This window comes from Nodosilinea sp. E11, assembly GCF_032813545.1.
In the GTDB taxonomy this organism is placed as follows: Bacteria; Cyanobacteriota; Cyanobacteriia; order Phormidesmidales; family Phormidesmidaceae; genus Nodosilinea.
The window spans coordinates 1,272,919-1,297,616 of record NZ_CP136520.1; the positions used below are offsets into that span (position 1 = coordinate 1,272,919).

Below are 24,698 nucleotides of genomic sequence, written 5' to 3' on the forward strand. Positions count from 1 at the left end.
GCACTTGAAGCAGCAACCGGTCTGAGCAGCAAAGGCAAATCATCACAGAGCGCCCTAGAAATACATGAGGAAAGGGGGGCAGGATGTTGGAGCCCTATGTACCCCCCAAAGAGAGGAGAAGTTAACCCAACGCTACAATTCGACGGTGCTCAGGGCTTTTTCTACCCGGCGAAAGTCGAAACCAATGGCGCGCAGGGCATGCCAAAGATGGCCCTGCAAGAAAACGAACGCCAGAATAAAGTGGGCATTGGCCAACCAGCAGCGGGAGGTGTGGGCATTGAGCGGCAGCACCACAGTGTCTGCAAAGTAAGGCATGATGCCAAGTTTTACCTCCAGCGGGGGGCCGTAAAACTCCACCGGGTAAGCCAGGGTATTGACCGCACAAAAGTAGGCTGCGACAAACCCGGCTAGGGCAATCCCCCCGAGAGAGTAAGACAAAATCGCTTCTCCAGAAAACAGCAGCAGGTTTTTGGCCCACCGAAGCGGGGGAACCAAGATGTGCCAGATGCCTCCGGCAATCAACAACACACCGACAAATAGATGACCACCCACCAGGTCTTCGAGATTGTTAACGCTAGCAAAGTGGGTCTGGTAGCCGTAGATCACCAGTGGGTCTAAGGTGGGCTGCACCAGCCGCACAGTTTGGGTGGTGGCATCGTACAAACCGCCCCAGGTGGTGGCTTTAGCGACGAGCAGCAGCGCGCCGGCCCCCAAGAATAGAAGGTGGTGACCCAAAATCAGCCCCAGTTGAGCCGGGTTATCCCAGTCAAAGTGAAACTTGCGGGCCTGTCCCTTAGCATCTCGCAAATCGGCAGGAGCTTTGAAGGTGTGAAATAGCGCTCCGGCCCCGAGCACAGCGGAAGAAATTAGGTGCACCGCCCCGACTACAAAGTAGGGATAGGTATCGACCACTTGTCCGCCTTCGCCCAAGCCAAGGCCGAGGGTAGCCAGGTGGGGCAACAAAATTAATCCCTGTTCGCCCATAGGAATAGCTGGGTCAAACCAGGACAGCTCAAAGAGGGTAAAGGCCCCAGCCCAAAGCGTAATTAGCGCGGCCTGGCCGACGTGGGCCGAAATAAAGAACCCCGACAAGTTGGCAAAGCGAGCATTACCAGCCCACCAGTCATAGGTTACTTCGGTACTGCCATAGGTTTGCATAGTCAACGAATCCTTACTAAGGTCAATATCAACACAGCACTTATTGAGAAACAAACTCAATAAGAGAATTTGACCACAGATCGGAATCATTCTCAATAGAATCAAGTTAAGTTTTGTTGCGCACAACTCATCCAGTCGTCTTGCTTCCCGGCTACTGCTGATAAGTGAACGTCTAACGCTTAAAATTACGGCAGCGGCAGTCTCCCTCAGCCAGCTACAATAGCGATCGCCCCCAGATTGAGGCCGAAGAACCGGCCCCTCTAGCCCAATCGGCGTTGTCCCTCAGCCCAAAGCCAGCGCTTAGGATGCCAAACTATTGATTTCTAGTCTCAACAGACAACAGATAGGGCTGCCGCCCCACCCCACGGCCATAGCGGCAAGTCCTTTGCTCAGCGTTGGCATCTGCACCGTTGCGGGGTGCCAACCACCTTCGCCAAAATGCAGCAGGGCGCATGGCATGCGACCTTACGGGTTGGCCGTTTGGGAATCGGGTTTTGTTAAGTCGGATTTGTGTATTAGAGGCTAAGCAGCAGGGTTAGAAACAGTTGATCGCTCTAGACCCCTCACTCCGTCATCCGGTTTAGCTAGCCGTCTACAGAGGGGTCGAGGAGCTATCCACGAGGGCTTAATCAAAACGATGGGTTGTTGCTAGGGGCACTGCACTGGGTTGGCCGATCAGATATCCCTGGGCAAAGGTAGCGCCCCGCTGCTTCAACCAGTGCAGCTCTTCAACGCATTCAATACCCTCAGCTACGGTCTGAATGTTGAGTTTTTGGGCAATCTCAAGCAACTTCTCGGTGATTGAGGCTTTGTATGGGTCTTGATGCACGTCCCGAATCAGCTCCATATCGAGCTTGATGAAATCGGGACGCAGTTGGTGCAGCAAATTGAGGCCAGAATAACCCGACCCCAAATCATCTAGAGCGATGGCAAAGCCTACCTCCCGGTAATAGTTCAGCACAGTCTTAAGGTGCTCTAGATCTTGCGGGTTGTCTGATTCGACCACCTCAAACACCACCTGCTCATGGCGAATACCCGCTTTGTCAATGGCTGCTAGGGTGCTGCGCAAACAAGACACCGGATCGTAAAGGGCCGTTGGGGTGAAGTTGACAAAAATTCGTCTGTTTAACTGATGCTGACTCGCCTGGGCGATCGCACTGAGCCGCGCTGCCCGATCTAGCTGAGGTATCAGCCCGGCTTCGATCGCCTGAGCAAAAATGGCCCCAGGCATTACTAGATTGCCCTGCTGATCAATGCCTCGCAGGAGCGCTTCGTGACCGTAGATCTCAGAGGTGTCTTGGAGGGAGACAATCGGCTGAAAATGGCTAGTGAAGCGATCGCCAGCCAGCATATCTACTAACCAATCTGACTGACTGACGGTGATAAACCGTTGGAGAGAGGCCATATCGCTAAAATCTTCGATCTGAGGCTGAAGGGTACCTCTAACAAACAAAACCTGGGTTTCTTTCAGCTCTCTTGGGGCTACCAGCTGAGCCAGATGCTGGGCCATGGCTTGAGCTTGGCCAAAGGTGCAGTCAATGCCCAACCCTGGCCGCTCTTGCATCAGCTCAAACGCTAGGCTCCTCGTCTCTAGAAACGGGATTACCTTAGCTAAGGTGTGGGGCACCGGAAACCAAAGAAATAGCCGTCCTGCCTGTTTGGACTGGCAGCGCTTAACAGATTGACAGGCACAGGGCTTAGCGGCAGAACGTTTCATAACTCAAATCCAATCGCAGTCCACACAGTCCACATTGCAGTTGAGTATTCCCAATTCGCGGCCTCAGATGGTGCACCTCAATACCGTGCCCTTTAGATATTGAGCTGGGGTAAGCCAGCTAACGTTATTGAGAAAAGTCGTATTCTCGCAGATCAAGACGACAGCCCTCCTGCATGTTGAGGGCACGCTTAATTGGGTTGATATCCCTAAAGCCTTCTTCGCCCCGCTGCCTGAGGCTAGTTTCAAAGCGCTCGGCAAACCTGGCTACACAAGGGCTGCGGCTGTTGCCCAGACGCTCTAGGCTGGCGAGAGTAGTGTCCATATCCCAGACTTCTACCGCACTGTGAAGCTGTTCCCAAGCGCGATTTTCTTGGCTGTTGGTGGCCACTTGCAACTGGTGGCGATCGAGAATGCGGTAAGCCAGCCAAAAGCTAGCACCCAAAATAGCCGCCATACCTAAAGAAATCAGGCACCCGGCCAAAGGGCTCCGGCGGGTCAGACGTCCCTGGGGCTGGGGTAGCGGGTCGACGGTCAGGCCGGTATAAAACTTGACAAAAGCAGCATTTTGATCGAGAAACCACACATCGATACCCTTGGGCTTGATTTGCTCGGCGATGTCGCAAGCAGCTTCCCAGTCCGTTTCGGGGGTCAGCCCAGCAATTACTAGCCGGTGGTCAGGAAAGTGGGCCTGCTGCGGCTGAATGGCATCGACCGTGGCCCACAGGTCAGCCGGGGTTAGGCTGGGAGGACAAAAGATGGCGTAGAGCGGGGTAAGCAGATCGACCACTCCCTCCTCCGGGCAAGGCACTTGGCGGTGAACGCTGTGGCCATAGTCTTCGAGCCAACGCCCAAGCGCGGTCCGCAGGTCTTCTGAACTGGCAAACTCTAGGGCTACGGTCACGGCGGATCAGGAAATAAGGTAGTTTTTATGTACTAATCTAGTGTGGCACTAGTTCTGAATTATGGAGCATGTTGGGCCGATCTGACTGCGCCAGATTTGTTTGAAATGATAAAGCGATTTGCTGACGAGGCGGCGTCACTTTGGGATTGACTTTGACAATTTGCAGAACCTGGACCGGAAGCGATAAGATAACGGTTAAGTAATGTAAACAAAATCTCTAAGGGAAAAATATCTTTGCTTGAAATATTGACTAATTCAGTTTGAGCGAACCTATCTGGAGTAGTAGGCGGGTATATCCTAAACCTCACTCGTTTCCTACGGTTCTCCCCACTGCGAAGTGGCTGAGCCTTACGTAAAGTATTACTAAGCAGGACTATGACGTTTCTCCTGGGTGGCCTCGGCCTTGACGATCGCATCTTTCACCGAAGGCAGGCGACTAAGAGCAGGCAATGACCCAGCTATTTTCGGTTTTTTAACGCTCCTCAAGCCATTGGTACTGACTAAAACCCATGTTTGAACACTTCACTAACACCGCCATCGCCGTCATTATGAAGTCTCAGGAAGAGGCTCGTCGGTTGCGCCACAACTTTGTTGGCACCGAGCAACTGTTACTGGGACTAATCAAAGAAGAAGCCACTCTATCGGCCAAGGTGCTAGGCGAGTTTGGCATTACGCTCGACGATGCTCGCGCTGAGGTCGAAGCCATTATTGGCCGGGGCAGCGGCAGTGTTCCCCCTGAGATTCCCTTTACCCCCAAGGTCAAGCAGGTGTTTGAGCAGGCTTTTCAAGAGGCCCGCAAAATGGATTCTCCCTACATCGAACCTGAGCACCTGTTGTTGAGCCTGTGCCAAAACACCGAAAGCGTGGCCTACCGCGTGCTCACTAACCTGGGGGTAGACCCGGCTAAGGTGCGCACTCGCATCATTCAAGAGTTGGGTGAAGTGGCAGCGGTGCCTGTCGGGCGACGCGAAACCGATCGCGACGGCTCTCGCAAGCAAGGCAAAATTCTTTCTGAGTTTGGCACCGACCTAACGGCTCTAGCTGCGGCGGGCAAAATTGACCCTGTGGTGGGCCGTGCTAAAGAAATTGAGCGGGTCGTCCAAATTCTCGGTCGCCGCACCAAGAACAACCCGATTTTAGTCGGTGAACCGGGGGTGGGCAAAACCGCGATCGCTGAAGGGTTGGCCCAGCGCATTGCCAACCAAGACGTGCCCGAGGCCCTGATCACAAAGCGGGTGATCAGTCTCGACATGGGGTCTCTAGTGTCGGGTACCCGCTTTCGGGGTGACTTTGAAGAGCGCCTTACCCAGCTAGTAGAAGAGATGCGCCAAGACCCCGATGTGATCTTGGTTATCGACGAAATTCACACCCTGGTCGGGGCGGGCTCTTTAGAAGGGGGCCTAGATGCGGCCAATATGATGAAGCCTGCCCTGGCGCGGGGTGAGATGCAGTGCATTGGGGCCACTACCCTCGACGAATTCCGCAAGCACATCGAGCGGGATGCAGCCCTAGAGCGTCGCTTCCAGTCGGTGATGGTGAAGCCGCCCTCGGTGGATGAAACCATTGAAATCTTGCAGGGAGTGCGCAGCCGCTACGAGCAGTTCCACCAGGTGAGCTTTACTGATGAGGCCCTAGAAGCAGCGGCTAAGCTATCCGATCGCTACATCAGCGATCGCCATCTGCCCGACAAGGCAATCGATCTGGTTGATGAGGCGGGCTCTCAGGTCAAGCTGCGGTTTATGCCCAAGTATCCTTCGAAGGAGCTGAAGCAAGAGCTGCGTCAGGTCAACAAAGAGCTTGACGAAGCGCTTCAGCTACAAGATTTTGGCAAGGCTAAAGCCCTACGGGAACAGCGGCAAGGGCTGATTCAGCAGCTTCAAGCCGATATTCCTGAATACGGTGAAGCGGCGGCGGGTAGCTTGCCCGTAGTACCTGTAGTCGATGAAGAAAATATCGCTGACATCGTGGCCGCCTGGACGGGTATTCCGGTCAACCGCATGACCGAAACCGAAGCGGTGCGCCTGCTACACCTAGAAGATGTGCTCCACGAGCGGGTGATTGGTCAGCATGAGGCCGTCATGGCCGCCGCCAAAGCGATCCGTCGGGCGCGTTCTGGCTTAGCCAGTGCCGATCGCCCCATTGCCAGCTTGGTGTTTTCTGGCCCCACTGGGGTCGGCAAAACTGAGCTATCTAAGGCTCTGGCCATGGCTCTGTTTGGCTCTGAAGAGTCGATGATTCGCCTCGACATGTCAGAGTTTATGGAAAGCCATACGGTCTCTAAGCTGATTGGTTCGCCCCCAGGCTTTGTCGGTTATGACGAGGGTGGTCAGTTAACTGAAGCTGTGCGCCGCAACCCCTACAGCGTCATCTTGATGGATGAAGTCGAAAAGGCCCACCCCGAGGTGTTTAACCTGCTCTTGCAGGTGCTTGACGATGGCAGATTGACTGACGCCAAGGGTCGTGCCGTAAGCTTCAAGAACACCCTGATCATCATGACCTCAAACATCGGTTCTCAGGTGATTGAGAAGGGGGGCTCTGGCCTGGGCTTTGACTTTGCTACGACGGATGCGGCTACCAGCCAATACAACAACATCCGTAACCTGGTCAACGAAGAGATGAAACAGTACTTCCGCCCTGAGATGCTGAACCGGATCGACGAGATCATCGTCTTCCGCCAGCTGACTCGGGAGGAAGTTAACCAGATCGCCGACCTGATGTTAGAAGAGGTGAACAAGCGCTTGGCCGATCGCCAGATGACGGTGACGCTATCGGAGGCGTTTCTCGCCCGGCTGGCCCAGGAGGGCTATGACCAGCGCTATGGGGCTCGCCCTATGCGCCGCGCCATTGCCCGGCTGGTTGAAGATACCTTGGCAGAGGCCATTCTCTCGGGGAATCTGGAAAATGGCGATCGCGCCCGGATTGACATTGACGACGCTGGCAACCCTGTCGTAACGCCGGAGCGTCAGCCCGCTCTGGTAGGATAACCGTGGACGTTGCTAGCCCCCCCGCACCATGGTCAATCTTCCCCCTGATCAGCCAAATCCGTCGAATCCGCCCGATTCGCGGCGTCGAGATCAACTGCTCAGCTTCGACGAGCTGTTGGCGGTAGTGCTAGCTCTAGCGGGCATCGGCTCCATCCTGTGGTGGGGCCTTTCCCGTAGCCCTAGGCTGCTGGCGGAGACTGGGCTGCTGCAAGGTCGGCCTGAGTATCCCGCTGCGATCGCCGACCCTAGGGAAGAAGATCCAGCGGCGCTAGTGCCGCGCACCTTAGACCCAGGGGTGCCCCTCCAGCGAGACTGGCCTCAAGACCTTAGGCAAGGGTCGGGGCAAGTACCGGGCGCAGGCCCTGGGCAGCGGCGTCCGATTATAATTGCGCCGCTGCCGAGCACCTCGGTGCCGGTGGCTCCGACGACTGTTCCCGACCCAGCCCCAGCCGGGCAGGCGACTCAGCCCTTAGATATTTCCGACGTGCCGACCACCCATTGGGCCTACCCCTTTATTCGGTCCATGTTTGATCAGGGTTATTTGCCTGATTTTCCCGAAAGCGGCTTTCAGCCCGATCAACCCCTGACTCGGGCCGAACTAGCTGCCCTGCTCAGCCAAGCCTTTGGCAACTCCCCCCGAGAGGGATCGGTGCGGACCTTTAATGACGTGCCCGACACCTACTGGGCCGTGGCAGCCATTGACAATGCCGTCGCCCAAGGCTTTATGAACGGTTACCCCGACGGCAATTTTCGTCCCGATCAGGCCGTGCCACGCTACGAAGTGCTGGTGTCTTTAGTCACGGGCCTAGATCTGCCGCCCTCACCAGCCCCCGACCAATCGCTGCAAGCCTTTATTGATAGCGACCCCTTGCCCGATTGGGCTAGGCCTAAAGTGGCGTCGGCCACCGACAACGCCCTGGTGGTCAATTACCCGGCCCGCGACCAGCTCAAGCCGACCCAGGCCGCCACCCGTGCCGAAATTGTGGCGATGGTTCACCAGGCTTTAGTGCAGCGGGGCGCGCTACCGGCGGTAGAGTCTGAGTATACGGTGCCGTAATTCTCTATGCCTTGATCCCACCGTCTGATAGACTGGGAAATCGAGATGGGGAACGCGAAACCCACTAAATATAGGCAGTTTGGAGGATTGATCCCGTGGAAAGTACCCTCGGTCTTGAGATTATTGAGGTTGTCGAACAGGCTGCGATCGCATCGTCCCGTTGGATGGGCAAGGGCGAAAAAAATATCGCTGACCAGGTGGCGGTAGAAGCCATGCGGGAACGCATGAACAAGATTCACATGCGCGGTCGCATCGTGATCGGCGAGGGCGAGCGGGATGATGCCCCCATGCTCTACATCGGTGAAGAGGTGGGCATTTGCACCCAGCCCAACGCCACCGATTTTTGCAACCCCGACGAACTGCTCGAAATTGACATTGCCGTTGATCCTTGCGAAGGCACCAACTTGGTGGCCTACGGTCAAAATGGCTCGATGGCAGTGCTGGCCATCTCTGAAAAAGGTGGGCTGTTTGCGGCCCCCGACTTCTACATGAAGAAGCTGGCTGCTCCGGCCCAGGCCAAAGGCAAGGTTGACATCAACAAGTCGGCCACCGAGAACCTGAAGATTTTGGGTGAGTGCCTCGATCGCGGTATCGATGAGCTGGTAGTGGTGGTGATGAAGCGCGATCGCCACAACGACCTGATCAAAGAAATCCGCGATGCCGGTGCCCGCGTCAAGCTGATTGGGGACGGCGATGTCGGTGCTGCCATCTCCTGCGCCTTCTCCGGCACCAACACCCATGCGCTGATGGGCATTGGGGCTGCGCCCGAAGGGGTGATTAGCGCCGCCGCCATGCGCTGCCTAGGGGGCCACTTCCAGGGACAACTGATCTACGATCCGGCGGTGGTCAAGACCGGTCTAATTGGCGAAAGCAAAGAAGCCAACATCGCCCGCCTCAACGAGATGGGTATTACCGATATTGACAAGGTCTACGACGCTGACGAACTGGCCTCGGGCGAAACCGTGCTGTTTGCCGCCACCGGTATTACCTCCGGCGAACTGATGGAAGGGGTGCGCTTCTTCCACGGTGGCATGCGGACTCAATCCCTGGTGATCTCAAGCCAGTCGAAGACCGCCCGCTTTGTCGATACGATCCACATGAGCGATAGCCCCAGCCGTCTGCAACTCCACTAGGGCCAATCGGCCAACCTGTAGGGGCGTTGGCGTAGCCTGGCCAGAGGCCTTACCGCCGACCAGACCAGCCTGGGAGTGGCCCAAACTGGCTTATATTCTTTTTCCGAGGTAAAAATTGCCTCGGAAAAAGGGTTTAATTCGTTAGCCTAGAGATGCGGAATTTCTGCATCTCTTTTTTTTGCTAGTGTTCACAGTTTTTGATGGACTTTTGTTGAGTTTCCTTGAGTCAGGGCCTATTTGTCTCTAACTTCAAACATATTGGCAATTGTGTACGGTGTAACCCTTGAACCAGGCTAGCCCTGGCAGCTGATGACCTGGGCCTAGGGTGTTGCCGACACCATAAATTAGGTGACTATTAAACGCGTGGAGGAAGAATGAATATCGCCGTAATTGGCCTGAGCCACAAAACTGCCCCAGTGCAAATCCGCGAAAAACTTAGCATTCCGACGGCTCAGACAGGTGACGCGATCGCCCATCTCACCCATTGCCCCCACATTGACGAAGTCTCGATTCTCAGCACCTGCAACCGCCTCGAAATCCACATCGTCACCGAGGCCACCGAGCAGGGCATTCGCGAAGTCACCCAGTTTCTCTCTGAACACAGCGGTCTGCCCCTCCACGAGCTGCGCCAGCACCTGTTCATTCTGCTGCACCAAGATGCCGTGAACCACCTGATGCGCGTGGCCGCAGGGCTCGACAGCCTGGTGCTGGGTGAAGGCCAAATTCTCGCCCAGGTTAAGCATGCCCACCAGCTGGCCCAACAGCACAAGAGCATTGGCCGGGTGCTAGACCGCCTGCTCAAGCAGTCGCTCACCGCTGGCAAGCGGGTGCGCAGCGAAACCAGCATTGGTACCGGGGCCGTTTCGATCAGCTCCGCCGCTGTGGAGCTAGCCCGCATGAAGGTGCCTCACCTGAATGGTTGTCACGTCAGCATTCTGGGCGCAGGCAAGATGGCACGGCTGCTGGTACAGCACCTAATCTCTAAAGATTCCTGCACAATCACCATTCTCAACCGCACCATCGACCGGGCCAACGAGCTAGCCAAGCAGTTTCCCGATGCTGAGATTCGTACCGGCACCCTCGATGCCATGCTGGAGACGGTGCAGTGCTCTGATGTGGTGTTTACCTGCACCTCGGCTACCGAGCCGCTACTGCACCGGGAGAACCTGGAACCGCTGGTGGCAGCCAACCGCACCCTGATGCTCTTCGACATTGCCGTGCCTCTCAACGTGCACACCAACGCCAATGAGATCGCCAATGTACACGCCTTTAACGTCGACGATCTGAAGGCCGTAGTCGCCCAAAACCAGGCCAGCCGCCGCCGCATGGCCATGGAGGCCCAGGGGTTGCTCGACCAGGAGGTAGAAAGCTTTATGGACTGGTGGCGATCGCTCGATACGGTCAGCACCATCAGCAGCCTGCGCAGCAAGGTCGAAACCATTCGTGAGCAGGAGCTCGAAAAGGCCCTCTCTCGCTTGGGCAGCGAGTTTGCCGAAAAACACCAGGAGGTGATCGAAGCCCTGACGCGGGGTATCGTCAACAAGATTCTCCATGACCCAATGGTGCAGCTGCGCGCCCAGCGCGACATTGAGGCTCGCAAGCGGGCGATGCAGACCCTCCAGGTGCTGTTTGACCTCGAGACCACCTCTAGCGAGAAGTACAGCTAGGCTCGGCTAAGCTCAACTAGACCCCAGGGATTTTAAAAATCTCTGGGGTCTTTTGCTGGGGTGGTCTGGGGCTGGGGTGTAAGATACCAAGCATTCTCCTGTTGGATGATGGTGATGACAACTCCCTTTCGCGTTGGTGTGGCTGGCCCGGTGGGGTCGGGCAAGACTGCCCTGGTCGATTGCCTGTGTAAGGCGCTGCGCGATCGCTATTCTCTGGCAGTGGTTACCAACGATATCTACACCCAGGAAGACGCCCAATTTTTGGTGCGCAGCCAGGCCCTCAGCCCCGATCGCATTGTCGGAGTAGAGACCGGGGGCTGCCCCCACACCGCCATTCGCGAAGACGCCTCCATGAACCTGGTGGCCATCGAAGATCTAGAGGCGCGCTTTCATCCCCTCGATCTGGTGTTTGTAGAAAGCGGCGGCGACAACCTGGCCAGCACCTTTAGCCCCGAGTTAGTAGACCTGACCCTTTATGTGATTGATGTCGCCGCTGGCGACAAAATTCCCCGTAAGGGTGGGCCGGGCATCACCAAGTCTGATTTTTTGGTGATCAACAAAATTGACCTTGCTCCGATGGTGGGAGCTAGCCTAGAGGTCATGGAGCGCGATGCCCGGAAGATGCGAGGCGATCGCCCCTTTGGCTTTACCAACCTCAAAACCCAGGAGGGCTTGGCCACGGTGATTGAGTTTATCCGCTACCACGCCATAGCAGAGCAACCAAACCCCCTAGGCTCAGCCAAAACCGCTGATTTTTAGCCTCAACTCCCGCCGCTCACAACCCAGCCTCGCCACCATCCTGGCGGCAACCAAAACGCAATTACCTAAAATCCATCCTATGGATGATGGCAACGTAACCAAGATCTAGGAAATATTACAAAAACGTTGGACTATTTTGTGTCCTAGGCTACATTTACTCCCAACCACACCTCTTAATATCCACTCTGACGGTCTACACGAAGTCTCGGTCATAAAGTTTTTCGTTTTACGAGTCAGGAGAGAGGTTGAATGGTAACTCGATTTAATCGGCGTAAGTTTTTGGTGTATGGGTCTGCGACCCTCGGTACCTCCATGCTGCTCAAGGCCTGCGGCACGGCTACCACCACCGACACCGGGGCAGCGGGTGGCGACAGCGGGGCAGCGGGTGGCGATGGAGAAACCATCAAGGTTGGCATTCTGCACTCCCTCAGCGGCACCATGGCCATCAGCGAAACCACTGTCGTTGATGCTGAGATGCTGGCTATCAAAGAAATTAACGCTGCAGGCGGTGTGTTAGGTCGCCAAATCGAAGCGGTTACCGAAGACGGTGCCTCTGACTGGCCCACCTTCGCCGAGAAAGCTGAGAAATTAATCGACCAGGACGAAGTCGCCGTGGTCTTTGGCTGCTGGACCTCAGCCAGCCGCAAGGCCGTGCTGCCTGTGTTTGAATCTAAAAACCACATGTTGTGGTATCCCGTGCAGTACGAGGGGCAAGAATGCTCCCAAAACATCTTCTACACTGGGGCAGCCCCCAACCAGCAGATCGAGCCCGCCGTAGACTGGCTGCTTGAAAACAAAGGCACCGACTTCTTCTTGGTCGGCTCTGACTATGTGTTTCCCCGCACCGCCAACACCATCATCAAAGAGCAGTTGGCCGCCAAGGGTGGCAACACCGTGGGCGAAGACTACCTGCCCCTGGGCAACACCGAAGTTACCCCGATCATTACCCGCATTCGCGCAGCGCTACCTAACGGCGGCGTAATCTTCAACAGCCTCAACGGCGATAGCAACGTCGCCTTCTTCAAGCAGCTTCAGGGCGCTGGCATGGGGCCAGACCAGTATCCGGTGATGTCGGTCAGCGTGGCTGAGGAAGAAGTTCGCCAGATCGGCAGCGAGTTCCTAGTGGGCCACCTGGCCTCCTGGAACTACTTCCAGACCGTAGACACCCCCGAAAACGAAAAGTGGGTGGCCGACTTCAAGGCTGAGTTCGGTGATGACCGCGTGACCAACGACCCCATGGAAGCGGCCTACATCATGGTCTATCTGTGGAAGCAGGCCGTAGAAGCTGCCGGTACCTTTGATATTCCAGAAGTGCGGGCTGCAGCCTACGGTCAGAGCATGGCGGCTCCCGAAGGCCCTGTCACCATGAACTCTAACCACCACCTATCCAAGACCGTGCGGATTGGGGAAATTATGGATGACGGCATGTTCGACATCCTTTGGGCTACCGATGGCCCTGTCGATCCGCAGCCCTGGAACCAGTTTGTGCCTGACACCATTGGCTTTGGCTGCGACTGGTCTGACCCTGCCAAGGGTGAAAAGTACGAAATCTAGGCTAGCTCTCGCGGCCCAGGCATAAAGAAAGCGAGGATACAGCTAGCTGCATCCTCGCTTTCTTTGTAGATTTTGAAATCATTTTTTGCTAAGCAAAACACCAGTGAGAAAGTTTCTGACTCTATCACTATCTTTCGGTAGCACGTTTAGCGAGTTCGGCAGCGGCAACTTAACGTTGTTAGCGGCTCAGAAGTGGCGATCGCCACTGTGACACAAGTACTCTATATTGCCCGTAGCGATCGGCTAACCAAGTTAGAGTAACTGTGCTTTATAGGGTGTTTTAGTAGACCACTTAAAATACTAAAACTTTGTCAAGGGTGGACTTTTTTGACACTGGATTACTTTTAATATCCCAGAGAAGTTGGACCCCTGTTTTGTTGGCAGAATCAACCTATCCTGCCTGGGCAAGTTGTTATTAAAGCGGTAAGAGCTGTGTTAGAAGGCTTAATTGGTGGCCTATTTAACGGCATTAGCATTGGCGCAGTGCTGTTAATTGTGGCTTTGGGTTTGGCCATTGTATTTGGCCTGATGGGGGTCATTAACTTGGCCCATGGCGAATTGATGATGTTTGGGGCCTACACCACCTTTGTGGTGCAAAACGCGGCCAAAGGCATGGGAGGTGTAGCGCTTGATCTCTACATTTTTGCGGCCCTGCCCCTGGCTTTTTTGGTGGCGGCTTTGCTGGGTTTATTGCTAGAGCGAACGGTCATTCGCTACCTCTACGGGCGGCCCCTAGAAACGCTGCTAGCCACCTGGGGGGTGAGCCTAATTTTGATTCAGTTCATCCGCAGCGTCAGTTTGCCCATGGTAATTGGCCTGGTTATCTTTGCAGCGCTGTTTTTTATCGGTCGTTTAGTCCTCACTCGCTATACCGACTGGGATCGCATCAGTCAGTGGGCGAACCCATTGTTCTTGACGCTGTCAGCAGCAATTTCGGTAGTAGCCTGGGTACTGATCGGCAATTCCACCAGCGCCGCCTTTAGCCGCCCCTGGTTTAGCACCCGCAACGTCGATGTGACGCCGCCGAGCTGGCTGCGGGGCGGTGTGACCCTGGGAAATTCGCTGCAATTTCCCTCGGCGCGGCTGTTTATTATTGTGCTCACCGTGCTCTGCCTGGTGGCGGTGTACTGGTTTCTCAACGGTACGGCCTGGGGGTTGCGCATTCGCTCAGTCACCCAAAACCGGGGCATGAGCGCCTGTTTGGGCATTCCCACCGGGCAGGTCGATGCCATTACTTTTGCCCTGGGGTCGGGGCTGGCTGGGATAGCGGGTTGTGCGGTAACGCTGCTGGGCTCGGTTGGTCCTAATTTGGGGGGCAACTACATTGTCGATGCCTTTATGGTGGTGGTCGTGGGCGGGGTCGGCAAGCTGGTAGGCAGTATTGTGGCGGCGCTAGTCATCGGGATTGTCACCTACCTGGTGGGCTCTGGCACCCTGGCGCTGATGTTTCCGCCGACGGCGTTCTTTCAGCCAGCGATCGATTTCTTTACCTTTTTTGCCACCACCAGCATGGCCAAGGTGATGGTATTTGCGTTGATTATTGCCTTCTTGCAGGTGCGGCCCGCTGGGCTGTTCCCGCCGAAGGGCCGTTCGGTGGAGCTCTAGAGTTATGACTACTGAGGCAACTATGCAACCGCGCCGCGTCGCTAAGGCCAGCCAAAAACGCAAGTTTGTGATTGAGGCGATCGCGATCGCGGCGATCGCGCTGATTCTCATCCTGGTCTTACCGCTGTTTTTGACCCCTTTTCGCCTAAATTTGCTGGGGCGGTTTTTGGCCTTGGCCATTGTGGCGTTGGGGATTGATTTAATTTGGGGTTTTACCGGTCTACTGAGCTTGGGCCACGGCATTTTCTTTGCCCTTGGAGGATATGCCTTTGCCATGTACCTCCAGCTCAGCAGTCTGCCCGAGGGCAGCATTCCCGACTTCTTTGGCCTCTACGGTGTGACCGAGCTGCCCTGGTTCTGGCAGCCGTTTAACTCGTTTCCATTTACCCTGCTAGCCATTTTTCTGGTGCCGGCGATCGCGGCAGGTCTCTTAGGTTACCTAGTCTTCCGTAACCGCATTCGCGGGGTCTATTTTTCGATTTTGACCCAGGCCGCTCTGGTTGTCTTTTTCAACTTTTTCAACGGTCAGCAAAAGCTGATTAATGGCACCAACGGTCTCACCACTTCCACTGCCACCTTTTTGGGGCAGCGGGTGGGCTCAGGCGAAATGCGGATGTTTTTCTACATCGCCACGGTGATCGCCCTGATCGCCATGTACGCCCTCTGTCGCTGGCTCACCAGCGGGCGCTTTGGCCGCATGCTGGTCGCCATTCGCGACGACGAAAACCGGGTGCGGTTTTCAGGCTACGACCCTACGGCTTTCAAGGTGCTAGTGTTTGCAGTCTCAGGCGCGATCGCAGGCATTGCCGGTGCCCTCTTCACCGTGCAGTCAGGCATTATCTCACCCCAGGCGATGGACATTGCCTTCTCGATTGAGATGGTGATCTGGGTTGCCGTGGGCGGGCGGGCCACCCTGGTGGGCGCGGTGCTGGGCGCGGTGTTGGTGAATATGGCCCGCAGCTTGCTCAGCGAACGCTTCCCCGATGTATGGCTGTTCTTCCAAGGGGCGCTGTTTTTAATTGTGGTGACAGCATTGCCTGACGGCATTATTGGCTGGGGCCGCCGCCAGTTTGGCCATACCGTCAGCTCAGCCCTAGGTTTGGCCCCCAAAGATTTACCCTACCTCGACGACAGCGCCGAGACCGAACCCGCCCCCCTCTCAGAAACCCCAGAATTCGCTGAAAAGTAGGGTGGGCAATGCCCACTCTCCACCCCCGCCCATCAATACAACCCAGCGCAAACCCCGAATAGCCCCAACGTCCCATGGTGGGCAGTGCCCACCCTACTCCTTCACCTATCACCCCTGCCATGAGCACCAAAGTTTTAGAGATCAAAGACGTCACCGTCAGCTTTGATGGCTTTAAGGCCATCAACAACCTCAACTTCAGCATGGATGAAGGTGAACTGCGGGTGATCATTGGCCCCAACGGCGCAGGCAAAACCACCTTCTTAGACGTGATCAGTGGCAAGACTAAACCCACCGAGGGCGCAGCTTATTTCAAAGGTCAAGACCTGCGCAAATACAAAGAGCACGAGATCTCGCGCCTAGGCATTGGCCGCAAGTTTCAAACCCCCCGCGTCTACCTCAACCTCACCCCCCGCGAAAACCTCGACCTCTCCTGCAACCGCGAGAAAAACGTCTTCTCAACCCTGTTCAAAAAAGCCCCCAGCGCCGAAAAACGCACTGTCGGTGGTCTGCTCGAAACCATTGGCCTCGACCATAAGGCCGACATTCCCGCCGCCCTGCTTTCCCACGGCGAAAAGCAGTGGCTGGAGATCGGCATGCTGGTGGCCCAGTCGCCCGACCTGCTGCTAGTGGATGAGCCGGTAGCGGGCCTGACTGACGAAGAGACCGAGCAAACTGGCAAGCTGCTGATGTCACTGGCCGAAAGCCACTCCATTGTGGTGATCGAGCACGACATGGAGTTTGTGCGCCAGATTGCCCGCCAGGTTACCGTGCTGCACCAGGGCAGCGTGCTGTGTGAAGGCACCATGGATCAGGTGCAGAACGACCCCAAAGTGATTGAGGTCTACCTGGGCAAAGAAACCACCCTTACCCCCGAACAGATGCTGCTGCTGCGCATTGCCGCCACGATGGCCTGGGCCGACGACAACTTTGCTGACGTACAGCAAGAGGTCATTTTAGACCGCCTCAGCCGCAAGTTTGCCCACGCCCCCGAAGAGCAGGCCGGGCTGCGCGACGATCTCAAAGATCTATTGGCCACCGAAATTCCCCTAGAAGATTTGGTGCCCCAACTCGCAACCCCGGCCCAGCGCGAAGAAGCGCTGATGCTCAGCTACGAAGTGATCAGCTCCAACCAGATCAACCAAACTGAAGCGGCAGTCTACCAAAAGCTTCTAAACCTGCTGGGTCTACCGCCCGAAACCGTCAGCCGTCTGGAAGCCGCCGCCCTTGAAGAGCTAGCGGCAAGAGGGTAGATGAGTAGATGGGTAGATGAGTGGATGAGTAGCCATTCTGTCACCCATCCACCCCTTTACCCATCCACCCCTTCACTCATCCACCCCTTTACCCATCCACCCCTTCACTCATCCACCCAACATGACCACCACCCTCCCCACCGTCACTCGCCAAGACCCTATGACCGCCCCAATGCTTCAGGTCTCGGGGCTAAACTTTTACTACGGTGAAAGCCATATTTTGCGCGATGTGGCCATGACCATTCCTAAGGGGCAGATGGTCTGTCTGATTGGCCGCAATGGCGTGGGCAAAACCACGATGCTGAAAAATATTATGGGGGTGTTGCGGCCTCGCACCGGCGAAATTCGCTTTGAGGGGCAGGTGGTCAACAGCCTCACCCCCGATCGCCGGGCGCGCTTGGGCATTGGCTATGTGCCCCAGGGGCGCGAAGTGATTCCCCGCCTGACGGTGCGCGAAAATTTACTCATTGGTCAGGAGGCTCTGGGAAACCGGGGCAAAGCGGGCAAAGCAGTGCCCGAGGAAATCTACGAGCTGTTTCCGGTGCTCAAGACCATGCTCGATCGCATGGGGGGCGACCTCAGTGGTGGTCAGCAGCAGCAGTTAGCGATCGCCCGCGCAATCATGGGCCAGCCCAAGCTGCTAGTACTCGACGAACCCACCGAAGGCATTCAGCCCTCGATCATTCTCGACATTGAGGCGGCGGTGAAAAAGATCGTTCGCACCACCGGCATTTCAGTGCTGCTGGTCGAGCAACACCTGCACTTTGTCCGTCAGGCAGACTATTACTACGCGATGCAGCGGGGCGGCATTGTTGCCCACGGCCCCACCAGCGAACTCACTAACGACATTATTCAAGAATTTTTGGCGGTGTAGAGGTCATCGCGAGGAGTCATCGCGGGCAGTTGGTCAAATCTCTGTGGCCTGGTAGTTTTATGGCCCATTCAGCTCGATAGGGGTGGGCAAATCAGTACTCGGCGGGCCGACTGCTAGTTTGACTTCAGGGCTGAGCGGGGGATTTTCACCGACCTTAGGGGATAACTAAGACTAGCGTTGAGAGCAAAGTTTAGCCGTCAGGTTTGGTCTTTATTGCTTCGCACCTCTCCTTGAAAGGATCGTCCTTGGGCACAGATGATCGCAAGACTCAAACAACTGCTGGGTAAGCTGCCGTTGCAGACAGCCATTACGATTCCCTTTGCCCTTCAGGTGGCGGTGGCGGTGGGGGCGGTAGCCTACTTCTCTTACAAAAATAGTCAGATAGTGGTCTACAACTTGGTCGCCCAGGTCAAAAATGAGCTGACGGCGCGCATTCTTGAACAGCTCGAAGATACCCTGGCTCAGCCCAACCTGGTTAATCAGCTCAACGGCGGCTCTTTACTAGAAGGCGACATCAACTTGCTCACCGGGCAAGGGGAAAAGCAGCTGTGGCGACAGGCCATAATTTTCTCTTCGATTAATTTGATCTATTGTGCCACTGAGGCTGACGGCGCTTTTTTGGGAGTAGGTCGTTCAGAGGGAGGGGTTGGTGATACCCTGCAAATTCAACTGGCTAATGCCTCGGTAAATCGCTACTTTCACTATTACGAGACCGAGGCCAACGGTGCGCGAGGGCCGTTGCAACGCATTGGCGATCAGCCCTACGACCCCCGACTACGCCCCTGGTATCAGGCAGCCAAAGCAGCGGGTCAGCCCACCTGGAGCCCGATCTATGCTGACTTTGAGACCATGCTGCCCACCATTACTGCCGCTGCGCCGGTCTATGAGCCAACCAGCGGCAATTTGTTGGGGGTCTGCGCCACCGATGTAATTTTGTCAGAGGATCTAAACGCTTTTTTGCGCAGCCTACATATCAGCCCCACCGGCCTGGCCTTTATTGTGGAGCGATCGGGATTGTTAGTGGCCAGTTCTAGCCCAGAGCCCATTATCGCCGAGCAAGACGAAACCCTCATGCTGATCCAGGCCGCCGACAGTAAAGATACCGTGATTCGCGGTACGGTGCAGTACCTAATGGGGACGGGCCTTGATTGGGAGCATGGGGAAAAGCAACAGCACCGTGTTTGGATTAATCAAGAGCGCTATTCTCTTCAAACCGAGTCTTTTATTGATGATTTTGGCCTCGACTGGATTTTAGTTTTGGTCATCCCTGAAAACGATTTTATGGGGCAAATTAATGACAACAATAAAACTACGCTAGTGCTGTATCTATTGGCCCTGGTGCTAACGGGCCTTAGCGGATTGGTGCTAGCCCAGTGGATGACACGACCCCTACGGAAACTTAGCGATCGCGCTCGTCACCTGGCCCTAGGCCAATGGGATGAACCAATCGAAATTGGGCGGTCGGATGCGATCGGTGACCTGTCCCGGTCCTTAGCTGCTATGGCCCAGCAGCTTAAGGAAGTGTTCACCACCCTAGAGCAACGGGTCGAACTCCGGAACCAAGAACTCGTGCAGCTCAACCAGGAACTCCAGCGTCTGGCCCACGTCGATGGACTGACCCAAGCCGCCAATCGTCGCTATTTTGATAGCTTTTTAGCCCAAGAGTGGCAGCGCCTAGCCCGCGAACAGCAGCCCCTGAGCCTGTTAATGTGTGATGCCGACTACTTCAAATCCTTCAACGACACCTACGGCCACCAGGCGGGCGATCGCTGTCTGCAACAGCTGGCACAGGTATTTCAGCAGGCGATTCACCGTCCAGCCGATCTGGTAGCTCGTTACGGTGGAGAAGAATTTGCCATTGTCTTACCCCACACTGACCTGATGGGAGCGATTCACCTGGCCCAGTCGATCTGCGCAGCGGTCAGAGCGTTGTCTATTCCCCACAAGAACTCTCCTCTAGAGCAAATAACCATCAGCATCGGCATCGCCACGGCAATCCCAAGCGCTATCTATCAAACTCGCGATCTGGTGGCCGCCGCTGACCAGGCACTCTATCTCGCCAAAGAGAAAGGGCGCAACGGCTACTGCATTGCCCCTCAGTTAAGGCAGCTTTCCCCTGAGTAGCTGGGCTGAGCGCTTGGGGACTGAGCGCTACTAGGGCCGATCGGCCAATGCACCAGCAGGTACTCGGCCTCGGGGGCGGGTAACGGTTTAGAAAAACAGTAACCCTGGGCGTAGGGACAGCCCAGTTGGCGCAGCTGGTGGAGTTGGCTCTCGGTTTCGACGCCCTCGGCGATCGCGGCCATGCCCAGACTCTGAGCCAGGGCCAAAATAGCCTGAACCATAGCCACGCCACGAGGATCGCTCTCCATCGACTGAATAAAGGACCGATCGATCTTGAGAATCTGCATGGGAAACTGGTGCACCATGCTCAAGGAGGAGTAGCCCGTACCAAAATCGTCAATGCCCAGCTGAATGCCGCGATCGCGCAGGGCTTGCAGAATCGACTCGGCAGTTTGAGCATTCTCAATCAGGGCGCTTTCGGTAATTTCAAGCCGTAGATACTGGCTGCTGAGGCCGGTGGTGGCCAGGGTCTCGTCAATGGTGGCAATCAGGCGAGGATGGGCAAATTGTTTCACTGACAGGTTGACGCTCATGATCAAATCTTGGGCAGCGGGCAGGTGCTGACGCCACCGCTGGAGCTGTTGGCAGGCAGCCAGTTGGGTCCATTCGCCAATGGCTAAAATTAGCCCAGTTTCTTCGGCCAGGGGAACAAAGGTGCCGGGGGGAATTGGCCCCCAGCGGGGATGATGCCAGCGCACTAACGCCTCAAAGCCGATCAGCTGGTGATGGGTCAAATCGACAATGGGCTGGTAATGGAGAGCCAGTTCTTGGCGGGCGATCGCCCGCTGGAGGTCATTTTCGAGGGTGAGACGGGTAGCCACCTGCTCATGCATGGCGGGGTCAAACAGGGCCGATCGACCCCGGCCATTTTCCTTGGCCCGGTACATGGCCGTATCGGCATCGCGCAAAAAGTCGACGGCTTCTACCGCCCCGGTGAGATTGGAGGCAATACCCACGCTAGCGCTGATAAAAATTTCGCGCCCCTCCAGCACCAGGGGAGGCTGCAACACCTGATGAATCCGTTGGGCTACAGCTAGGGCATCGTCAATGATGGCGATGGGGTTGAGCAAAATAGCAAATTCGTCGCCGCCGAGACGGGCCACCAGATCGCCCTCTCGCACCACCGAGCTGAGGCGCTGGGCACAGTCGATCAGCAGCTGATCGCCGACTAGATGGCCCAGACTGTCGTTAATCACCTTGAATCGATCGAGATCGATAAACAGTACCGCAAAGATCGCCTGATCTAGGGTCTTAGCAGTTTGCACGGCAGCGTTAAGCTGCTCCATGAAAAAGGCGCGGTTGGGTGATCCGGTGAGGGGGTCGTGGAGGGCTTCGTAGGCGAGACGATCTTCAATGAGTTTGCGCTCGGTAATATCCGTGAGAGTGCCGACCAAGCTGATGATTTCCCCAGCGGCATTGCGTTGGGCTTGACCCAGCAACTGCACAAAGCGGCGCTGGCCGTCGGGCCGCAAAATTGCCCCTTCTAGGTTTAAGGGCTGACCGGTAGAGCTGGCCAGGGCTAGCTGCTGCCGCCATCGGGGGCGATCGCCGTCCTCCAGAGCCGCCAGCTGATCCTCGATCGACGGCGGCGGCTGATGGAGATTTAGGCCGTAGATGCGAAACATTTCCTCAGACCAGGTGAGGTGCTGCTGGGCCAGCGACAGCTCCCAGTTGCCGGTGTGGGCAATGCGCTGGGCCTCTTTGAGGCGGGCCTCAGCCCGCTGACGCTCGCGCAATTCGGCCTGGGCTTGGGCCAAGGTTTGGGCCTGGGCCAGGGCGATCGCCAGTTGGTCAGCGACGGTTTGCACCAGTTCAATCTCTGATGCCTTCCAGGGTTCGACCGCAACTTCGGGCTGGGTGGCCCGGCGGTGAATGCCGAGACAGCCCCAGGGTAGAGGTCCGGTGATATGCAACGGCACCAGTAACCACCCGCCCGGTAGCATTTCTAGTGGGTCGTCTGCACAGCCGGTCGGATGTCCCTGTCCTGGAGCAAACTGCACAATCTCCAGTCGGTTGAGGCTGAGGGCCACAGGGGTGTGATCGCTCAGGGTGTGGTGCAGCAGGCTGGGCAATTGGTCATCTTCGCGATGCTCAGCTAGCACCCGCCAGCGACCGTCGGCAGGCTGACGCATCTGAATATCGACGTGGTCAGCCTGGAGCAGCAGGGCGATTTCACGCGCAGCGGTGTCAAAAATAACGTCGAGGTCGAGGGACTGACGAATGGCCTGCACCACCCGATTGAGCGCCTGTTCACGCCGAATCTGATGCTCAATCTGCTCGACGGCTCGCTTGCGGCTGGTGATGTCTTGAAAGTACACGGCCAGTCCTTCCTGGCTGGGGTAGACATGAAACTCACACCAGCTGTCGGAAGAGGCCATATCTTCTTCAAAGGTGAGACTGACCCGCTCGGTCATAGCTCGGCGCAGCTCTTTAGACAGCTGAGTCCCCAGCACTTCGGGAAACTCGTACCACAGGTTTTGCCCCAGCACTTGGTGGCGCGATCGCCGCAAAAACTGCTCAGCCCGCTGGTTTAGGTAGGTAAACTGCCACTGCTGATCGAGGGCAAAAAAGGCATCGGTAATACTCTCGAGAATATTGTTGATGCGTCGGTGAGAGGTTTGTAGCGCCTTCTCAGCGGCCTGGCGTTCTGCTTCTTCTAGCTTGCGTTCGGCCTCGCCGCGTTTACGCTCGCTGATATCTTGAGACACCCCAATGCTAAACAGCGGCTCCCCGTCATCGTTGCGCACCAGGCAGACCATTAGCGATATCCACACATAGCCACCATGCTTATGGCAGTAGCGCTTTTCAATGGTGAATGAGTCCAGTTCTCCAGCCAGAAGCCGATTGTAGTGGGACAAATCGAGGGCCAAGTCGTCGGGGTGAGTAAATTCTGGAAACGACTTGGTGAGCAGTTCCTCGCGACTAAAGCCCAGCATTTGGCACATTCCAGGGTTGACATCCATCACCTGTCCAGCCAGGTTGGCTTGGCACATACCCACATTAATCTGCTCAAAAATTGCCCGAAACCGAGCTTCAGCGGCGCTGAGGGTGGCCTGAATCACCTTGCGATCGGTGATGTCTTTGCCGATCGAGAGCAAGCAGGTCTGGTCATTGAGCTGGGTCAGCTCCGAGGACACCAGTAGGGTACGGGTTTTCCCGTTGGTCAGGCGCGAGTCAATTTCAATGTTTTGAATCATGCCGCGATCGCGAATTTGACGTCGCAGCTGGGCGAACTGCCGCCGGTCGTGCACCATACCCAGATCTGCCGGTCGTCGACCAATAATTTCGGCGCTAGCCCGCCCCAGCCAACGGGCATAGCTAGCGTTAACCAACAGGTGCCGTCCTTCGGGAAAGGTGGTCACCGCCATGGGGTCGGGGCTGTGGTGAAACAGACTAGCAAAGGCGCTCTGGGTCTGGCGCAGACAAGACTGCATCGTGTGCTGCTCGCAGGCCAGCGATAGGCTCATCGACGCGGTCCGCAGCAGCTTGACCGTGGCCACGGGCCACAATGGGGCATCGCCCCGGCGACTAAACACCAAAAAGCCAAAATACTGCCCGTGGCAGCGCAGGGGCAATATGAGCACATTTTCGCCGCCCAGCGCGCGCAGCAGCGTCTGCTCTGCCGCCGGAAAGCTGGCGATCGCGCCGGTTAGCATGCCGCCACGGGCCAGCACCTCGTGCCACCGCTGCACCCGACCTAGGGGCAGCAGCTGTAGATCGCCGTGGTCAACGGCAGGTGTTCCCAGCCGATGCCACGCAGCGCGCAGACTGGTTAAGGTGGTGCCGCTACCGTCGAGATGGATTTCAAACAGAGCCGCCCCCACGGCCTCACTGGCCTGGCCCAGCAGCTTGAGACAGCGGGTTAAAACCCGCAGCCGGTTTTGTCCCGCCTGGCCTAGCAACTGGTAGTGAACATGGGTCAACACCGTCAGCCCGCGATCGGAGAGGGGATCGGAGAACGGTGATCCGGCGGACTCGCTTACTGGCAGGTGGCTCTCTTGCACCCCTAGGGACAGTAGGTCAGCGCCGGATTCGGGCGGTTCAAAGGATGGGCTTGGGGCCGTAGCCTCCCAGGCCAGCCGCTGTCCCCGATCGATGACCGACTGAAGCAGTCGCTGACGGGGCACCAGACCGCAGAGCTGCCCCTGCTGATCTACGACGAGGAGATAGCGCAGGTTAGCGGCCTGCATCACCCGCAACGCCTCGCCAATACTGTCGTTAGGGCGCAAAATAGGCACCTGAGGCACCCGGCATAGGCTGATAGGTGTAGCCGTTGCATCGAGGCCCGTAGCGACAGCATCGAGCACTTCCTGTTCGGTAAAGAGGCCCAAAATAGTGCCGCCCTCCGCAACGACCACGCAACTTAGCCCCTGCGCTTGCATCACCTGGACAGCCCCATGAATCGAGGCCTGGGGAGGCAACACCGCTGGGATTGCATCTACCAGGTCACCTAAGGTCTCATCTTCTGAGGCCCCACTATCGGAGCTAGAGGCGTCTGAAGTGCTAGACAGAATGTTGGACGGAGCTGGGGCAATCGGCGCAGCACCATCGCTGTGCACAGAAAGATTTGAGTTAAACAGAGCGGCCATAGCCGACATACCTCGGCGGTAAGGTATAGCGTTGGCCAGATCGGCCACAGGTTGCGAACAGCGCTTGATAGGCTGCTCCCAAGCAGCTGCCTGCGAGGAGCTGTCTTCTAGAAGATCCGAGTAGTGATCTGGGGGCA

General features: G+C 56.5%; 15 protein-coding genes. 11 read left to right on the forward strand and 4 right to left on the reverse strand.

Features of this window, described 5'->3' with window-relative positions:
• Positions 1–132: 132 nt before the first annotated feature.
• The 3 genes from RRF56_RS08065 to RRF56_RS08075 form a co-directional block, all read right to left on the reverse strand.
• Positions 133–1,158 carry a chlorophyll a/b binding light-harvesting protein gene (locus RRF56_RS08065; RefSeq protein WP_317037124.1) on the reverse strand — a complete coding sequence of 342 codons (1,026 nt, stop codon included), beginning with the start codon at positions 1,156–1,158 and terminating at the stop codon, positions 133–135.
• Between the two features lie 625 nt (positions 1,159–1,783).
• The gene (locus RRF56_RS08070) at positions 1,784–2,875 is read right to left on the reverse strand and encodes an EAL domain-containing protein (protein WP_317037125.1); all 1,092 of its coding nucleotides are present in this window, start codon (positions 2,873–2,875) and stop codon (positions 1,784–1,786) included.
• A gap of 124 nt (positions 2,876–2,999) precedes the next feature.
• Positions 3,000–3,776 (reverse strand): hypothetical protein, encoded by a 777-nt coding sequence (locus tag RRF56_RS08075; protein WP_317037126.1) that lies wholly within the window; start codon positions 3,774–3,776, stop codon positions 3,000–3,002.
• A 509-nt stretch (positions 3,777–4,285) separates the two neighbouring features.
• Between RRF56_RS08075 and RRF56_RS08080 the strand changes: the two genes are divergently transcribed.
• From RRF56_RS08080 to RRF56_RS08130, 11 genes are all read left to right on the forward strand, one after another.
• Complete coding sequence (locus RRF56_RS08080) at positions 4,286–6,760, forward strand: ATP-dependent Clp protease ATP-binding subunit (RefSeq protein WP_317037127.1); 2,475 nt, start codon at positions 4,286–4,288, stop codon at positions 6,758–6,760.
• Positions 6,761–6,788: 28 nt separating this feature from the next.
• Positions 6,789–7,817 (forward strand): S-layer homology domain-containing protein, encoded by a 1,029-nt coding sequence (locus tag RRF56_RS08085; protein WP_317037128.1) that lies wholly within the window; start codon positions 6,789–6,791, stop codon positions 7,815–7,817.
• Positions 7,818–7,912: 95 nt separating this feature from the next.
• Positions 7,913–8,950: a class II fructose-bisphosphatase gene (glpX, locus tag RRF56_RS08090; RefSeq protein ID WP_317037129.1), complete on the forward strand. Its 1,038-nt coding sequence runs from the start codon at positions 7,913–7,915 to the stop codon at positions 8,948–8,950.
• Between the two features lie 374 nt (positions 8,951–9,324).
• Complete coding sequence (locus RRF56_RS08095) at positions 9,325–10,617, forward strand: glutamyl-tRNA reductase (protein WP_317037130.1); 1,293 nt, start codon at positions 9,325–9,327, stop codon at positions 10,615–10,617.
• Positions 10,618–10,728: 111 nt separating this feature from the next.
• Positions 10,729–11,376: an urease accessory protein UreG gene (gene ureG / locus RRF56_RS08100; RefSeq protein WP_410510548.1), complete on the forward strand. Its 648-nt coding sequence runs from the start codon at positions 10,729–10,731 to the stop codon at positions 11,374–11,376.
• A gap of 249 nt (positions 11,377–11,625) precedes the next feature.
• Complete coding sequence (urtA, locus tag RRF56_RS08105) at positions 11,626–12,930, forward strand: urea ABC transporter substrate-binding protein (protein WP_317037132.1); 1,305 nt, start codon at positions 11,626–11,628, stop codon at positions 12,928–12,930.
• Positions 12,931–13,362: 432 nt separating this feature from the next.
• On the forward strand, positions 13,363–14,535 hold the full coding sequence (gene urtB, locus RRF56_RS08110; protein WP_317037133.1) for an urea ABC transporter permease subunit UrtB: 1,173 nt from the start codon (positions 13,363–13,365) through the stop codon (positions 14,533–14,535).
• A 4-nt stretch (positions 14,536–14,539) separates the two neighbouring features.
• A complete protein-coding gene (urtC, locus tag RRF56_RS08115; protein ID WP_317037134.1) occupies positions 14,540–15,724 on the forward strand; it encodes an urea ABC transporter permease subunit UrtC in 1,185 nt (394 codons plus the stop codon).
• Between the two features lie 119 nt (positions 15,725–15,843).
• Positions 15,844–16,974, forward strand: a complete 1,131-nt coding sequence (gene urtD / locus RRF56_RS08120) for an urea ABC transporter ATP-binding protein UrtD (protein WP_317037135.1) — start codon at positions 15,844–15,846, stop codon at positions 16,972–16,974.
• A 121-nt stretch (positions 16,975–17,095) separates the two neighbouring features.
• Positions 17,096–17,848 carry an urea ABC transporter ATP-binding subunit UrtE gene (urtE, locus tag RRF56_RS08125; protein ID WP_317037136.1) on the forward strand — a complete coding sequence of 251 codons (753 nt, stop codon included), beginning with the start codon at positions 17,096–17,098 and terminating at the stop codon, positions 17,846–17,848.
• A gap of 255 nt (positions 17,849–18,103) precedes the next feature.
• Positions 18,104–19,972 carry a diguanylate cyclase domain-containing protein gene (locus tag RRF56_RS08130; RefSeq protein WP_317037137.1) on the forward strand — a complete coding sequence of 623 codons (1,869 nt, stop codon included), beginning with the start codon at positions 18,104–18,106 and terminating at the stop codon, positions 19,970–19,972.
• Here RRF56_RS08130 and RRF56_RS08135 read toward each other — a convergent pair.
• Entirely contained in the window at positions 19,945–24,561 is a 4,617-nt protein-coding gene (locus RRF56_RS08135) for an EAL domain-containing protein (protein WP_317037138.1), read from the reverse strand. The two genes, RRF56_RS08130 and RRF56_RS08135, sit on opposite strands and share 28 nt — an antisense overlap.
• Between the last annotated feature and the right edge of the window lie 137 nt (positions 24,562–24,698).

Bases quoted from the DNA above. Each gene is read 5' to 3' on its own strand.
- RRF56_RS08065 (WP_317037124.1), bottom strand. From the start codon at position 1,158: ATGCAAACCTATGGCAGTACCGAAGTAACCTATGACTGGTGGGCTGGT.
- urtA (WP_317037132.1), top strand. From the start codon at position 11,626: ATGGTAACTCGATTTAATCGGCGTAAGTTTTTGGTGTATGGGTCTGCG.
- RRF56_RS08130 (WP_317037137.1), top strand. From the start codon at position 18,104: ATGATCGCAAGACTCAAACAACTGCTGGGTAAGCTGCCGTTGCAGACA.
- urtC (WP_317037134.1), top strand. From the start codon at position 14,540: ATGACTACTGAGGCAACTATGCAACCGCGCCGCGTCGCTAAGGCCAGC.
- RRF56_RS08080 (WP_317037127.1), top strand. From the start codon at position 4,286: ATGTTTGAACACTTCACTAACACCGCCATCGCCGTCATTATGAAGTCT.
- RRF56_RS08070 (WP_317037125.1), bottom strand. From the start codon at position 2,875: ATGAAACGTTCTGCCGCTAAGCCCTGTGCCTGTCAATCTGTTAAGCGC.
- urtE (WP_317037136.1), top strand. From the start codon at position 17,096: ATGACCACCACCCTCCCCACCGTCACTCGCCAAGACCCTATGACCGCC.
- RRF56_RS08135 (WP_317037138.1), bottom strand. From the start codon at position 24,561: ATGGCCGCTCTGTTTAACTCAAATCTTTCTGTGCACAGCGATGGTGCT.
- RRF56_RS08095 (WP_317037130.1), top strand. From the start codon at position 9,325: ATGAATATCGCCGTAATTGGCCTGAGCCACAAAACTGCCCCAGTGCAA.
- RRF56_RS08085 (WP_317037128.1), top strand. From the start codon at position 6,789: ATGGTCAATCTTCCCCCTGATCAGCCAAATCCGTCGAATCCGCCCGAT.
- urtD (WP_317037135.1), top strand. From the start codon at position 15,844: ATGAGCACCAAAGTTTTAGAGATCAAAGACGTCACCGTCAGCTTTGAT.